Source organism: Exiguobacterium sp. 8H (assembly GCF_902506255.1).
In the GTDB taxonomy this organism is placed as follows: Bacteria; Bacillota; Bacilli; order Exiguobacteriales; family Exiguobacteriaceae; genus Exiguobacterium; species Exiguobacterium profundum.
The window spans coordinates 2129000-2142636 of record NZ_LR733429.1 but is presented as its reverse complement, the minus strand read 5'-3'; the positions used below and the strand labels follow the sequence as shown (position 1 = coordinate 2142636).

The following is a 13637-nucleotide window of genomic DNA, read 5'->3' as shown; positions in this document are numbered from 1 at the left end:
TTTATTTTCATATTCAATTATGCTATACTTGTAACAGTGAGGTGAAGCGTATGCCAAAGACGTTACAAGAAATCAGACAAAAACTCGAATCGCATGTTGGTGAACGATTGACGTTGAAAGCAAACGGCGGTCGTAAGAAAGTTGTTACTCGGTTTGGAACGCTCGTTGAGACATATCCTGCGGTGTTCGTTGTGAAATTGGATGAAGACCTGCATAATGTGGAACGTGTCTCGTATAGCTACGCTGATGTCCTAACGGATACAGTTAAAATTGAATTCGGTAATTGATTTATAAATGAGGGGCGGATGCATTGGCAGCTGCTTCTTTTTTTGTGCGCCCGTTTACGGTACAATGGCGAACAGGAGACAAATGGGAAGGGTGAACGTGATGCGCACGATCAGTGTGAAAGCGCCGGCAAAAATTAATTTGACACTTGATGTCCTTGGAAAGCGTCCGGACGGCTATCATGAAGTAGAAATGGTAATGACGACAGTCGACTTGGCAGATCGCTTGGAGTTGACAGTTTTAGAGTCGGATGAGATTCGGATTCAATCAGAACACGCCTATGTGCCGAATGATCATCGGAATTTGGCGTATCGAGCAGCAGAATTGTTGCGCGAACGTTTTAACATTCAGCAAGGGGTCGAGATTGTGCTCGATAAACAGATTCCCGTGGCAGCTGGCCTTGCAGGTGGCTCGAGTGATGCGGCGGCAACGCTCCGTGGGATGAACGAACTGTTTTCATTGAACTTGTCATTAGAGGAGCTAGCAGAGCTCGGTGCCGAGATTGGATCGGACGTCTCATTTTGTGTCATCGGCGGAACAGCTATCGCCCGTGGTCGTGGTGAACAGTTAGAAATGATTCCGGCCCCGCCACCGTGCTATGTCGTTCTCGGTAAACCGAAAATCGGGGTATCGACGGCAGATGTGTATCGGGCAGTGCGTATGGAAGAGGTGCATCACCCTGATACCGAGGCCATGGTAGAGGCGATTCGTCAAAAAGATTTCCATGGAATCTGTGAACACCTTGGTAACTCACTTGAGAGTGTGACACTTAAGCTTCACCCGGAAGTGAAACAAATCAAAGAAACGATGCGTCATTGCGGAGCGGAAGGTGTTCTCATGAGTGGAAGCGGACCGACCGTGTTTGCGCTGATCGAACATGAGCAAAAAGCGCATCGAATCTATAATGGATTGAAAGGATTTTGCCCAGAAGTGTTCGTCGTTCGGATTCTCGGCAAAAGACATTGAACAAAAACGAATGAAAGTGATATATTTTCAATAGAACATTCGTTTATTATTGAAGATGTGAAGGAGAATCCGTATGAAAATTCGTAGAAGTGGTCGTCTCGTCGATATGACCCGTTATTTACTTGATCATCCGCATCAGCTTGTCTCGTTGTCGATGTTTTCAAGTCGCTATAAAGCTGCAAAGTCGTCGATTAGCGAAGACCTTGTCATTGTCAGTGAAATGTTGTCCCATGATGGGATTGGAAAACTGGTCACTGTCCCTGGTGCAGCCGGTGGTGTCATGTTTATCCCAGGATGGAGTAAAGAAAAATCGCTAGAGATGATTGATACGCTCTGTGAGCAACTATCAAAACCGGAGCGTCTCTTACCAGGAGGCTATCTCTACCTCACAGATGTACTAGGTAATCCAAGCCAAGTGAAACCGATGGGGCAGGTTTTTGCGTCCGTCTTCGCCGACCGGAAAGTCGATGTGGTCATGACGATTGCGACGAAAGGGATTCCCCTTGCCTATGCGGTCGCTGAACAGTTGGGCGTTCCGTTTGTGATTGTGCGTTCAGATAGCCGTGTCACAGAAGGTTCGACGGTCAGCATCAACTATGTATCAGGTTCATCGAAAGCGATTCGTACGATGGCGCTTGCACGTCGCAGTCTGCCACGTGGTGCGAATGTGCTTTTGATTGATGATTTCATGAAGGCCGGCGGGACGATTCGTGGGATGATGAGCCTCTTGAATGAATTTGAAGCCAATCTTGCGGGTGTCGGTGTCTTGATGGAGGCCGAAGGGGCCGAGAAAAAGATGGTGAGTGAATACGTCAGCTTGATGAAATTGACGAATGTCGATCCTGATGAAGGGCTGGTCACCATTTCGCGGGGGAATGTGGAACAATTCTTAAAGTGATTGGCAAAATTTTGATTTCGTTTTATGATTAGAGGGTATAGAGTTATCAATATGGAGTCATGACGTTCGTTTGAAACCAACTGAACCTTACAGAAGACCACACCATGGCGTAGACAACGATGAAAAAGGGGATGCGAAACATGCAGATCACAGACGTAAAAATTCGCAAAGTCGCGACAGAAGGCAGAATGAAAGCGTTGGCCTCAATCACACTTGACCATGAATTCGTTGTACACGATCTTCGAATCATCGAAGGAAGTAGCGGTCTATTTGTCGCCATGCCGAGCAAACGGACACCAGAAGGGATTTTTCGGGATATTGCGCATCCGATTAACGGGGAGATGCGACAAAAGGTCGAAGCGGCTGTATTGGAAACCTATTCCAATATGGATGTGGAAATCCTTGACCCACAACATGTGTCATACGGTACACATGAATGACAGAAAACAGCGGTTAGGTTGCCTACCGCTGTTTTTTTGCGTTTCAATGGTTAAGGAACGGTACAACTATTGAAACGAAGGCATGGTTTCGATATAGTAGAAACGGTGTAAATAGGATTTAGTTGCAGAAAAGCCGAACTATACAGACCAATCACAGCTGTTGTGAGATAGGAGCGAATCAAGCATGGAGCGTTTTGCAGTCATTTTGGCAGCAGGAAAAGGGACGCGAATGAAGTCGAAGTTATATAAAGTACTTCATCCGGTTCTAGGGAAACCAATGGTCGAACATGTTGTCGATCAGTTAGACCAAATCGGTGTCAGTCGTCAAATCGTAATCGTTGGCCATGGGGCGGAAGCGGTACAAGACACGCTCGGCACACGGGTAGAGTATGCGGTCCAGGAAGAGCAGCTTGGAACAGGACATGCTGTTCAGATGGCTGAAGCAGAACTTGCGGGTAAATCAGGGGCGACGCTTGTCGTCTGTGGAGATACACCGTTACTCACGGCAGAAACGTTAGAAGCCCTTCTCGCGCATCACGAAGCGCAACAAGCAAAAGTCACGGTGTTGACTGCGATTGCTGACGATGCGACCGGATATGGTCGAGTCGTTCGTGGTGAAGATGGGAATGTGACGAAAGTCGTGGAACATAAAGATGCTTCAGAAGCAGAACTTGCCATCAATGAAATCAACACAGGGACGTACGTATTCGATAACGAATTGTTGTTCGATGCGCTCAAACAAGTCGGTAACAACAATGCACAGGGCGAATATTACTTACCTGACGTCATTTCAATCGCAAAAGAAGCGGGCGAAGTGGTTGCGGCGCATACAGCACCGACGTTTGATGAGACGATTGGGGTCAATGACCGCGTCGCCTTGTCGCAAGCGGAAGCCATCATGCGCAAGCGGACAAATGAGCGTCTCATGCGTGAAGGGGTTACCTTCATGGACCCGGCATCGACGTACATTTCACCAGACGTGGTCATCGGATCGGATACGGTCATTTATCCGGGAACGGTCATTCTTGGCAAGACGACGATTGGCTCAGAATGTGTCATCGGACCAAACTCGGACATCCGCAACAGTGTGATTGAAGACCATGCCGTCGTACGCCAGTCTGTCGTGACTGATAGCCGAATCGGTGAGGCGGCTCAAGTCGGACCGTTCGCTCACTTACGTCAACAAGCTGTCCTCGGTGCGAACACGCGCGTCGGCAACTTTGTAGAGATTAAAAAATCGACGTTCGGTGACGGTGCGAAAGCGTCACACCTGAGCTATATCGGGGATGCGTCAATCGGTGAGCGCGTCAACTTAGGCTGTGGATCAATCACAGTGAACTATGACGGTAAGAACAAGTTCGAGACAGTCGTGGAAGACGATGCATTCGTTGGCTGTAACGTCAACTTGATTGCCCCTGTAAAAGTCGGGAAAGGCGCGATTGTCGCTGCTGGATCGACGATTACGAGTGATGTACCAGAAGAGGCGCTAGCGATTGCACGCGAACGCCAAACGAATAAAGAAGGCTACACAAAACGATAACTTGCTGCCAATCATTATGGAAAACAACGGAGGAGAATCCTAAACATGTCTACTGTATACGAACGAGAAATTCGTCTATTTAGCTTAAACTCGAACCGCCCGCTTGCTGAAGAAATCGCGAAAGAAATTGGTGTCCCGCTCAGCGATTGCCAAGTCAAACGTTTCAGCGACGGTGAACTCTATATCAACATCGAGGAAAGTGTTCGTGGAGATGATGTGTATGTCATCCAATCAACAAGCTCGCCTGTAAACGAAACGCTCATGGAATTGCTCGTCATGATTGATGCACTCAAACGTGCTTCTGTCCGTACGATCAACATCGTGATGCCGTATTATGGGTACGCACGTCAAGACCGTAAAGCACGCTCGCGTGAACCGATCACGGCGAAACTTGTCGCTGACCTTCTTACAGTAGCGGGTGCGACACGCGTCATCACGATGGATTTGCATGCAGCGCAAATTCAAGGATTCTTCAATATTCCGGTTGACCAATTACTTGGTGTACCGCTCATCTCGACTTACTTTGAAACAGAAGAGTTTCAAGCGAAAGATATCGTGGTCGTTTCTCCAGACCACGGTGGCGTGACACGTGCACGTAAATTGGCAGAACGTTTGAAAGCGCCGATTGCTATCATTGACAAGCGTCGTCCGAAAGCGAACGTCGCTGAAGTCATGAATATCGTCGGCAGTGTCGAAGGGAAAACGGCGATTTTGATCGACGACATCATCGATACAGCTGGAACGATCACACTTGCGGCAGATGCTATCGTCGAAGCGGGTGCGAAAGAAGTGTATGCGTCTTGTACACACCCAGTCCTTTCTGGTCCAGCGATGGAACGTATCGACAATTCATCAATCAAAGAGTTGGTCGTCTTAAATACCATCGATTTGACGGGTCGTCCTTGCTCGAGCAAGATCAAGCAAATGTCGGTCGCCCATTTGCTTGGGGAAGCGATTATGCGCGTACACGAGCATAAATCGGTCAGTACCCTATTCGATTAAAAAACGAGGCCCGGAGGCATTCGCCTTTGGGCTTTTTTGTTCAGGAGGAAATGATATGAAATGCATCGTCGGTCTTGGGAATCCCGGGAAAAAGTTTGAGATGACGCGGCACAATGTCGGTTTTTTAGCAATTGACCGTCTCGCCGAAAAGCATGGCATCTCGCTGAATGAAGCGAAGTTTAATGCCCTTATGGGAACGGGAAGAATCAATGGTGAACGCGTTGTACTTGTCAAACCACTCACGTATATGAACTTGTCGGGTGAAGCCGTCCGTCCCATTTTAGATTATTATAAAATTGAAATTGATGATTTATTAGTCATTTATGACGATTTGGATATGGTGCCTGGCAAACTTCGTTTCCGTCCGAAAGGGAGCGCAGGTGGTCATAATGGGATTAAATCTCTCATTCAACACTTGGGAACGGCTGAATTTAAACGATTGAAGCTCGGAATCGGTCGTCCCCCGCACCCGATTAAAGTCGTCGACTGGGTGTTGATGAACTATCGTAAAGACGAGTTACCAGAATTAAATGAAACACTCGACAACGCCGTAACCGCAGCCACTGATTTTGTGGATACAGATTGGCTGGCGCTGATGAATCGATACAACTAAAGGGTCATTGTACCCTTTTTTGTCGTATGAGTTGGAGGAAAACAAATGAATGCTTTAGAGAGATTTATGGTGGCGCTCCCTGAAACGAATGTGATTCGAGAGCGACTCCAAAAAGTAGACCGTCAATTGGTGACGGGTTTGACGACAAGCGCAAAAGCGCTCGTCTTGGCTGGACTCGTGAAATCGTCCTCGAGACGTCTTATTGTCGTGACGCATAACATGTATCAAGCCCAAAAGATGTTCGATCAACTTGAATCACTCATCGGTCCGGACAAAACGTTGTTGTATCCGATCGATGAGACGCTAGCAGGTGAACTGTCACTGACGTCTAGTCCGGAACTGTTAGCCGCCCGAATTGATGCCCGTACTCGTCTCCTCGACCAAACAGGAGGCGTTGTTGTCGTGCCGCTTGGTGGATTACGACGCTATGTACCAAGTCCGGAAGCGTGGCAAGACAGTCGCATCATGTTGAAGCCAGGAAGTGACCTCGATTTAGCGGATTTTTCGAAACAATTGACGGGCATGGGCTATGAACGAACGGCAACGGTGACGACACCTGGTGAATTTTCCGTACGAGGGAGTATTCTAGATGTTTATCCGCTTACAGAAGCGCGCCCATATCGAATCGACCTGTTCGACACCGAGATTGACTCAATTTTCACGTTTGACGCGGAAACGCAACGCTCGCTTGGTGTAGTGGGGGAAGTGTGCATTACGCCTGCGACCGAGTTCATCGCAACGGAGAATCAGCTGAAGCAGGCGGGCGGTACGCTTCGGAAGCAGTACGACCGAACCGTCGAGTTGATTGGGAATGAAGTGATCCGTCAAGCCCTTGAAGAAGGAGTCATGACAGACATCGAGCGGCTTGAGCGTGGAGACCTTCCGGAGAAAGTTGGGAAGTATTCGCCATTGCTCTATACGTCCACACTCCTTGACTACGTTGGGAAAGACGCCGTCCTCATTTTAGATGAGGTGGCACGAATCGAGGACGCTGCGGACGTACAGGATCGTGAAGAGGCGGAATGGTTCTCCTCACTTATCGAAAAAGGGGAGGCTGTCAGCAATTACACGCTCGCCGTCCCGATGCATAAAGTCTTCCGCGACTTGAAGCAAGTCGCGTTCTCCTTGCTTCCGTCTCGTCGTTCGGGCATTCCGGAGAGCGATACGGTCCATTTGAGCTGTCGTCCGCTACCGGCGTTCCACGGTCAGATGCATCTATTGAAGCAGGAAGTCGAACGATGGCAGCAAGGTGATCAACGAATCGTCGTACTTGCGGGAGATAAGTCGCGTGCAGATAAGATTGAAGCGCTTCTTTCCGACTATGGAATCGCCTCGACCTTCACCAATGTCGATGGAGAGTTAGAACCGAGACGTGTCTCGGTCATCATCGGTCAAATCGAAGGGGGATTCGAACTGTCGACGAGCCGTCTCGTTGTCATATCGGAAGAAGAGTTGTTCAAGCGTGTGACGAAACGAAAACGTCAGACGAAGAATTTGACGAACGCCGAACGAATCAAGAGTTACCAAGAGCTGAAACCGAACGATTATGTCGTCCACGTGCACCACGGAATCGGGAAGTACCTTGGCATTAAAACAATCGAGGTCGGTGGAATCCATCAGGATTACCTGCACCTCGTCTATGCAGGGGACGACGCCCTCTACGTGCCGGTCGACCAAATCGATCTCGTCCAAAAATATGTCGGTGCCGAAGGAAAAGAGCCAAAGATTTATAAACTCGGCGGCACCGAGTGGAAGAAAGTAAAATCGAAAGTTGCCAAATCGGTTGAAGACATTGCTGATGAGCTCATTAAATTGTACGCGGCACGAGAGGCCTCGGTCGGTTTCGCGTTCCCTCCGGACGATGAAGAAATGGGTCAGTTCGAATCCTCTTTCCCGTACGCCGAGACAGAAGACCAGGTCCGTTCGATTGCAGAAATCAAAGCGGATATGGAACGCTCCCGTCCGATGGATCGCCTTTTGTGTGGAGATGTCGGATACGGAAAAACGGAAGTGGCAATTCGGGCGGCGTTCAAAGCCGTGCTCGCCGGTAAACAAGTGGCCTTTCTTGTCCCGACGACCGTCCTCGCCCAACAGCATTATGAAACGATGCTCGAGCGGTTCAGCGAATTCCCGATCAACGTATCGGTCATGAGTCGTTTCCGTTCGAAGAGTGAAATGACGGCGACGAAGAAAGGTTTGAAAGAAGGTACCATTGACATCGTCGTCGGGACACACCGCGTGTTGTCCAAAGACGTGACGTTCGCCAACCTCGGTCTCGTCATCATCGATGAAGAACAACGGTTCGGCGTCAAACATAAAGAGCGTCTGAAACAGTTGAAGACGAACATCGACGTCCTCACGTTGACGGCGACACCGATTCCACGGACATTGCATATGTCGATGATCGGAATCCGTGACTTGTCCGTATTGGAGACACCGCCAGAGAATCGTTATCCTGTCCAAACATACGTCATGGAATACGACGGCATCGTCTTGCGTGAAGCGCTCGAACGTGAACTCGCTCGCGGAGGACAGGCGTTCTTCCTCTATAACCGTGTCGAAGGGATCGAACGGAAAGCGGAAGAGATCCGGGCCTTATTGCCGGATGCACGAATTGCTACGGCCCATGGACGTATGACTGAAAGTGAGCTCGAGAGCCAGTTAATCAGCTTCCTAGAGGGCGAGGCGGATATTTTAGTCTCAACGACAATCATCGAGACGGGAATCGACATTCCAAACGTCAACACCCTCATCGTCCACGATGCCGACAAAATGGGACTGTCCCAGCTCTACCAACTCCGAGGTCGTGTCGGACGTTCGAATCGCATCGCCTATGCGTACTTTACGTATCGGAAAGACAAGCGCTTGACGGAAGTGGCAGAAAGTCGTCTTCAGGCCATCAAAGAGTTCACAGAGCTCGGCAGTGGTTTTAAGATTGCGATGCGCGACTTGTCGATTCGTGGGGCCGGGAACTTACTCGGTGCACAACAGTCTGGATTCATCGATTCGGTCGGTTTCGATCTGTACTCACAAATGCTCTCTGAAGCCATTGAGGAACGGAAAGACCGCATGCGTGGACAAGCGAAACAAGTCGTCTTCAAACCGGAGATCACTTTCCAGGCCGATGCGTATATCCCTGATGACTACTTGTCAGATAGCGAATTGAAGATTGAGATGTACAAACGCTTCAAATATGTAGATACGCCGAACGCGTTGTTCGCCCTTCAAGATGAACTGATTGAACGATTTGGCGAATTCCCGGAACCGGTCGCGTTGCTCATTCAATTGACACGTCTGCGTATTTATGGAGAACTGGCAAAAGTGAGTCGAATCAAGCAGACGCCAGGACGTATCGAAATTGTCTTATCGAAAGAATCGACGATGGCTCTGGATGTCCCGTCCTTCATGGAGTGGTCGATGCCTCTTGGTCGTAAGCTTGGCGTAGGGCAAGAAGACGGCGCCTTGAAACTGTCACTCAGCGGTCGGATGCCGCTAACAGAGCTCTTGAATGATGCCGATACTGTATTAGAAGAACTGATGAAGCGGTTGGTGGGCGATGCGGTCGCCAAGTAAGTTTGCGCAAGGCGTCGTTCTGTTCGCCCTTGCCGGCTACGTATCGAAACTGATCAGCTTCGCCTATCGTGTCCCCTATCAAAACTTGGCGGGGGACTTCGGACTTTATGCCTATCAAACCGTCTATCCGTTCGCGGCCATCGTGGCGTCACTCGGCATTTATGCGATGCCGGTCGTCATTGCGAAAATCGGCGTCGGTGCGAAAGGGACGAATCGTAAGTTAGAAGTCTTATGGGGAAGCTTTTACGCCTTACTTCTACTCTCGTCCATGCTTGTCGTCACGGTATGGCTGTTTGCCCCGACCCTAGCGAAATGGCTTGGAGATGAGCAGCTAGCTCCTGCACTTCGCGTGATCAGTTTGAGTTATTTACTCATGCCGGCGTCAGCCGTGTTGCGCGGGGCTTTTCAATCGAGAGATGACTTACGACCGAGCGCATGGTCGCAAGTGCTCGAGAACTTTGTCCGCGTGACGGTCATGCTGTCCCTATTATGGATTGGGGTCCGTCTCGGAAAAGATGCATATACGCTCAGTCAATATGCGTATGGTGCGACGCTCATCGGTGGGCTTGTGGCGATTGCCTTTTTAGTTTATCGCGCACGAGGAGTGCGGATTGTGAGGGTGCGCCGCGTCACGTTTCGGAGAGGAATGAAACTCTTGTTGACGACGGGTTTCGCGGTCGGATTCGCATCACTCGGGATTTTATGGATGCAACTGGTCGACTCCTTCACCATCGTCAATTTGATGGGTGGCACATATGAGGCGAAGGTGAGCAAAGGAGTGTTCGATCGAGGATATCCGCTCGTGCAATTCGCCATTTTGTTCACCACGACCATCGGGATGGCCAACGTGCCGACGCTCGTCCGTCACTATCGGGCAGGGCATCTCCAAAAGACGACACAGGGACTCCGTTCGATGATTCGTGTGACGACGGCGATTGCTGGTGCAGCGACCATCGGGTTGATGGGAGTCATGTTTTTCTTGAACGTGGCCTTGTTTGAAGACGAGTCCGGGACGCGAGCCCTTGTCTTCTTAGCGACGAGTACGTTTGCTGCCTCCTTGGCGATTGCGAGTATGACTTGTTTGCAGGCGATTGACCGAGAGTGGGTCGCGGCACGAAGTATGGTCGTCGCAATTTTAGTGAAAAGTATGGTAAACGCATGGCTTGTCCCGAGTTACGGAATCGAAGGCGCGGCAATCGGGACGTCGATTGGATTTTTAGCGATGGCATTCTATAATTTTCGGGCGCTTGACCGTTCGATTCCGCTCGGATCATTTCGATCGAAACATTATAAATCACTATGGAAAGCCCTCGTACCGATGCTGTTCCTCATTGGCGTGTTAAACTGGCTAGGTCAGATGTGGGTCGATTCGCGAATCACTGCGTTCGGTTGGTTAATCGGAATGGTGTGTAGCGGTGCCGTCCTTTATATATGGAGATTATGGAGTACGCGAATGCTGTCACTTGCGGAATGGGAACTGATCCCGTTCGGAAGTCGTCTGCTCGATGTGCTCGAGAAAAAGGAGAACTAATATGGGTTATACAATCACGGTGGTCGGACTCGGGTCTGGTGAGTTGAATCAATTGCCGCTCGGTGTGTACCGCCATTTAAAACAACAACCGCTCGTCTGGTTGCGCACAAAAGAACATCCTGTCGTTCAAGAGTTAGAAGCGGAAGGACTCGTGTTCGAATCATTTGATTCGGTCTATGAATCGAGTGATACGTTTGAAGAAGTTTATGACCAAATTGTCGAGACGTTGTTGAGTAAAAGTGAAGAAATGGCGATCACATACGCCGTACCGGGCCACCCGTTCGTAGCGGAACGGACCGTCGAACTATTAGTGGAACGCGGTGCCGACCTTCATGTACTCGGTGGTCAAAGTTTCCTCGATGCCATGTTCCAGGCGCTCCGGATCGACCCAATCAATGGATTTCAACTGCTCGATGCGACCGCACTCGACCTTGAACGTTTGCAGGTGACCCAACATGTGCTTATCGGGCAAGTGTACGATGGATTCGTGGCGGGTGACGTCAAAGTGCAATTGATGGAACGGTATCCGGACGACCATCCCGTCACCCTTGTGACGGCTGCCGGTACGACGCAAGAACGGATTGAGCACATTCCGTTATTCGAAATGGACCGGATGGCGGAAGTGAATAACTTGACGACCCTCTACGTTCCACCGCTCGTGGATGAATCGTATTTGGCGAAGGATTTTGCGACACTCAAACAAATCATCGCAACGCTTCGAGGACCAGACGGGTGCCCGTGGGATCGTAAACAGACGCATGCGTCACTTCGCAAGTACCTATTAGAAGAGGCGTATGAGTTGATTGAAGCAATCAATGCAGAAGACGATGATGCCATCATCGAAGAACTCGGTGACGTCTTGCTCCAAGTGATGTTGCATGCTCAAATCGGAGAAGATGAGGGCTATTTCGATATTCGTGACGTAATCGGTTCCATCAGTGAGAAGATGGTGCGCCGCCATCCACACGTCTTTGGCGATGTCACCGTCGAAGATACCTCTGACGTGGTGAAAAACTGGAATGCGATTAAACAGACGGAAAAAGGGGAAAAGAAACAATCGCAACTCGATGGTGTTCTCGTCGACCAACCTTCATTGATGCGAGCGGAGCAACTTCAAAAGAAAGCGGCTCACGTCGGATTTGAGTGGGATGACGTATCCGGTGCCTTCGAAAAACTGGAAGAAGAGTTAAAAGAATGGCATGAAGACCTAAGTGATGAATCGGAACTTGGGGACGTATTGTTCTCCATCGTGAACATCGCGCGATACGTTGGGCTGAATGCCGAGCAAGCATTAGAACAGACGAACCGAAAGTTCAAACGTCGATTCGAGTATGTGGAAGCGAACGGTGACCTTCACCAGATGACACTCGAACAGATGGATGCGCTTTGGAACGAGGCAAAGGAGAAAGGTTTATGAGACTAGATAAGTTTTTAAAAGTGTCACGTCTAATCAAGCGTCGCACGTTGGCAAAAGAAGTGGCGGACCAAGGACGAATCCAACTGAATGGGCAAGTCGCGAAGGCGAGCACAGAAGTCAAAGTCGGAGATGAATTACAAATTCGCTTCGGAAATAAACTCGTCACGGTCGTCATCGATTCAATCGCAGAACATGCACGTAAAGAAGATGCGAAAGAAATGTATCGTTTACTTAAAGAAGAGAAGATGGACGGTAGTATCAACTCATAAAAAAAAGTATACTTAATGTATTAAGAGGAGGGGGATGAGGCGATGAACGGACGTAATCCGATGGATCGACAACGACGCATTCGAGCGCTAGATGAGCGTAGAGAACAGCTAGAAAAAGATACACATCGCCGACGAGTTCATCTTCGACGTCGTTTGGCGGCAGCCTCTCTCCTGTTTTTATTTGTCATGGTGTTGATTGGACAGAGTTACTTCTCGAAAGTAGGGTACGTATCGGACCAGCAACAAGCCTACGCACAAGCAAAAGTGGAGTTGCGTGAACAGCAGGCCGAACAGGATGAGTTGAAAGAGCAAGTGGAACGGTTACAGGATGAAGATTATATCGCGAACTTAGCACGAAACGAACTGCTTTTCTCTAAAGATGGAGAGATTATTTTCTACTTCTCGCCAGAGGAATAAGTCGGTTCGTTGACCGTTAGGGAAACGACTCGTATAATTAGAAAGAATCAATCAAAAAAGGAGTACATTATTTTATGTCAATTGAAGTAGGAAGCAAGGTACAAGGTAAGGTTACAGGGATTACGCATTTCGGAGCGTTCGTCGAGCTCCCAAATGGCAAGACAGGATTAGTACACATCAGTGAAGTGGCAGACTCTTACGTCAAAGACATTAACGAAGTGTTGACAGTCGGTCAAGAAGTCACGGTAAAAGTGTTGAACGTCGAAAATGATGGGAAAATCGGGTTGTCCATCAAGAAAGCAGTCGACCGTCCTGTAAGCGAACGTCCTGAGCGTCCTGAGCGTCCAGCTGGTGAGCGTTTCTCTCGTGGCCCACGTCCAGGTGGCCCAGGTCAAGGTGGTCCACGCGGTGGCGGCGGTCCACGCGGTGGCGGCCCACGTGGTGGCGGTCGTCGTGAACAACGTCGTGAACCAGAAACATTCGATACATTGATGAGTAAGTTCTTGAAAGATAGCGACGAGCGTCTTTCGACGTTGAAACGTCAAACAGACTCAAAACGCGGTGGACGCGGAGCCAAGCGCGGGTAATCCTTCGTATACCAATTAGCTTCTACTCGTAACCATAGAGGTCTTGTAATGAGACGAGCCATGAACATTTTCGTTCATGGCTTTTTTTCTGTTTAAAAA

Annotated in this window: 13 protein-coding genes; all 13 read left to right on the top strand. The window is 49.3% G+C overall.

Annotated features, from left to right (window positions below; genetic code table 11):
• The first annotated feature begins 50 nt into the window (after positions 1 to 50).
• The 13 genes from GVY43_RS11085 to GVY43_RS11025 all read left to right on the top strand — a co-directional run bounded on the left by GVY43_RS11085 (position 51) and on the right by GVY43_RS11025 (position 13538).
• Positions 51 to 287, top strand: a complete 237-nt coding sequence (locus GVY43_RS11085) for a Veg family protein (RefSeq protein WP_012727736.1) — start codon at positions 51 to 53, stop codon at positions 285 to 287.
• Between the two features lie 100 nt (positions 288 to 387).
• The gene (gene ispE / locus GVY43_RS11080) at positions 388 to 1251 is read left to right on the top strand and encodes a 4-(cytidine 5'-diphospho)-2-C-methyl-D-erythritol kinase (protein ID WP_196430277.1); all 864 of its coding nucleotides are present in this window, start codon (positions 388 to 390) and stop codon (positions 1249 to 1251) included.
• A gap of 73 nt (positions 1252 to 1324) precedes the next feature.
• Positions 1325 to 2149 carry a pur operon repressor gene (purR, locus tag GVY43_RS11075; RefSeq protein WP_012727734.1) on the top strand — a complete coding sequence of 275 codons (825 nt, stop codon included), beginning with the start codon at positions 1325 to 1327 and terminating at the stop codon, positions 2147 to 2149.
• 140 nt (positions 2150 to 2289) lie between these two features.
• The gene (gene spoVG / locus GVY43_RS11070) at positions 2290 to 2589 is read left to right on the top strand and encodes a septation regulator SpoVG (RefSeq protein WP_012727733.1); all 300 of its coding nucleotides are present in this window, start codon (positions 2290 to 2292) and stop codon (positions 2587 to 2589) included.
• A 184-nt stretch (positions 2590 to 2773) separates the two neighbouring features.
• Entirely contained in the window at positions 2774 to 4129 is a 1356-nt protein-coding gene (glmU, locus tag GVY43_RS11065; RefSeq protein WP_012727732.1) for a bifunctional UDP-N-acetylglucosamine diphosphorylase/glucosamine-1-phosphate N-acetyltransferase GlmU, read from the top strand.
• Positions 4130 to 4174: 45 nt separating this feature from the next.
• The gene (locus GVY43_RS11060; protein ID WP_012727731.1) at positions 4175 to 5131 is read left to right on the top strand and encodes a ribose-phosphate diphosphokinase; all 957 of its coding nucleotides are present in this window, start codon (positions 4175 to 4177) and stop codon (positions 5129 to 5131) included.
• A 55-nt stretch (positions 5132 to 5186) separates the two neighbouring features.
• The gene (pth, locus tag GVY43_RS11055; RefSeq protein WP_012727730.1) at positions 5187 to 5744 is read left to right on the top strand and encodes an aminoacyl-tRNA hydrolase; all 558 of its coding nucleotides are present in this window, start codon (positions 5187 to 5189) and stop codon (positions 5742 to 5744) included.
• Positions 5745 to 5789: 45 nt separating this feature from the next.
• Positions 5790 to 9317 (top strand): transcription-repair coupling factor, encoded by a 3528-nt coding sequence (gene mfd, locus GVY43_RS11050; protein WP_159563171.1) that lies wholly within the window; start codon positions 5790 to 5792, stop codon positions 9315 to 9317.
• A complete protein-coding gene (locus GVY43_RS11045; protein ID WP_159563170.1) occupies positions 9301 to 10848 on the top strand; it encodes a polysaccharide biosynthesis protein in 1548 nt (515 codons plus the stop codon). The genes mfd and GVY43_RS11045 overlap by 17 nt, the downstream gene beginning before the upstream one ends.
• Before the next feature lies 1 nt (position 10849).
• A complete protein-coding gene (mazG, locus tag GVY43_RS11040; protein WP_159563169.1) occupies positions 10850 to 12265 on the top strand; it encodes a nucleoside triphosphate pyrophosphohydrolase in 1416 nt (471 codons plus the stop codon).
• Positions 12262 to 12534 (top strand): RNA-binding S4 domain-containing protein, encoded by a 273-nt coding sequence (locus tag GVY43_RS11035; protein ID WP_012727726.1) that lies wholly within the window; start codon positions 12262 to 12264, stop codon positions 12532 to 12534. The genes mazG and GVY43_RS11035 overlap by 4 nt, the downstream gene beginning before the upstream one ends.
• 42 nt (positions 12535 to 12576) lie before the next feature.
• Complete coding sequence (locus tag GVY43_RS11030) at positions 12577 to 12951, top strand: septum formation initiator family protein (RefSeq protein WP_012727725.1); 375 nt, start codon at positions 12577 to 12579, stop codon at positions 12949 to 12951.
• A gap of 74 nt (positions 12952 to 13025) precedes the next feature.
• Positions 13026 to 13538 carry a S1 domain-containing RNA-binding protein gene (locus GVY43_RS11025; protein ID WP_012727724.1) on the top strand — a complete coding sequence of 171 codons (513 nt, stop codon included), beginning with the start codon at positions 13026 to 13028 and terminating at the stop codon, positions 13536 to 13538.
• The last annotated feature ends 99 nt before the right edge of the window (positions 13539 to 13637 follow it).

What these genes read in the sequence shown, in the direction of transcription:
- spoVG (WP_012727733.1), top strand. Translation starts at nt 2,290, where the DNA reads ATGCAGATCACAGACGTAAAAATTCGCAAAGTCGCGACAGAAGGCAGA.
- GVY43_RS11045 (WP_159563170.1), top strand. Translation starts at nt 9,301, where the DNA reads ATGCGGTCGCCAAGTAAGTTTGCGCAAGGCGTCGTTCTGTTCGCCCTT.
- ispE (WP_196430277.1), top strand. Translation starts at nt 388, where the DNA reads ATGCGCACGATCAGTGTGAAAGCGCCGGCAAAAATTAATTTGACACTT.
- GVY43_RS11035 (WP_012727726.1), top strand. Translation starts at nt 12,262, where the DNA reads ATGAGACTAGATAAGTTTTTAAAAGTGTCACGTCTAATCAAGCGTCGC.
- mazG (WP_159563169.1), top strand. Translation starts at nt 10,850, where the DNA reads ATGGGTTATACAATCACGGTGGTCGGACTCGGGTCTGGTGAGTTGAAT.
- mfd (WP_159563171.1), top strand. Translation starts at nt 5,790, where the DNA reads ATGAATGCTTTAGAGAGATTTATGGTGGCGCTCCCTGAAACGAATGTG.
- GVY43_RS11025 (WP_012727724.1), top strand. Translation starts at nt 13,026, where the DNA reads ATGTCAATTGAAGTAGGAAGCAAGGTACAAGGTAAGGTTACAGGGATT.
- GVY43_RS11030 (WP_012727725.1), top strand. Translation starts at nt 12,577, where the DNA reads ATGAACGGACGTAATCCGATGGATCGACAACGACGCATTCGAGCGCTA.
- GVY43_RS11060 (WP_012727731.1), top strand. Translation starts at nt 4,175, where the DNA reads ATGTCTACTGTATACGAACGAGAAATTCGTCTATTTAGCTTAAACTCG.
- glmU (WP_012727732.1), top strand. Translation starts at nt 2,774, where the DNA reads ATGGAGCGTTTTGCAGTCATTTTGGCAGCAGGAAAAGGGACGCGAATG.
- purR (WP_012727734.1), top strand. Translation starts at nt 1,325, where the DNA reads ATGAAAATTCGTAGAAGTGGTCGTCTCGTCGATATGACCCGTTATTTA.
- pth (WP_012727730.1), top strand. Translation starts at nt 5,187, where the DNA reads ATGAAATGCATCGTCGGTCTTGGGAATCCCGGGAAAAAGTTTGAGATG.
- GVY43_RS11085 (WP_012727736.1), top strand. Translation starts at nt 51, where the DNA reads ATGCCAAAGACGTTACAAGAAATCAGACAAAAACTCGAATCGCATGTT.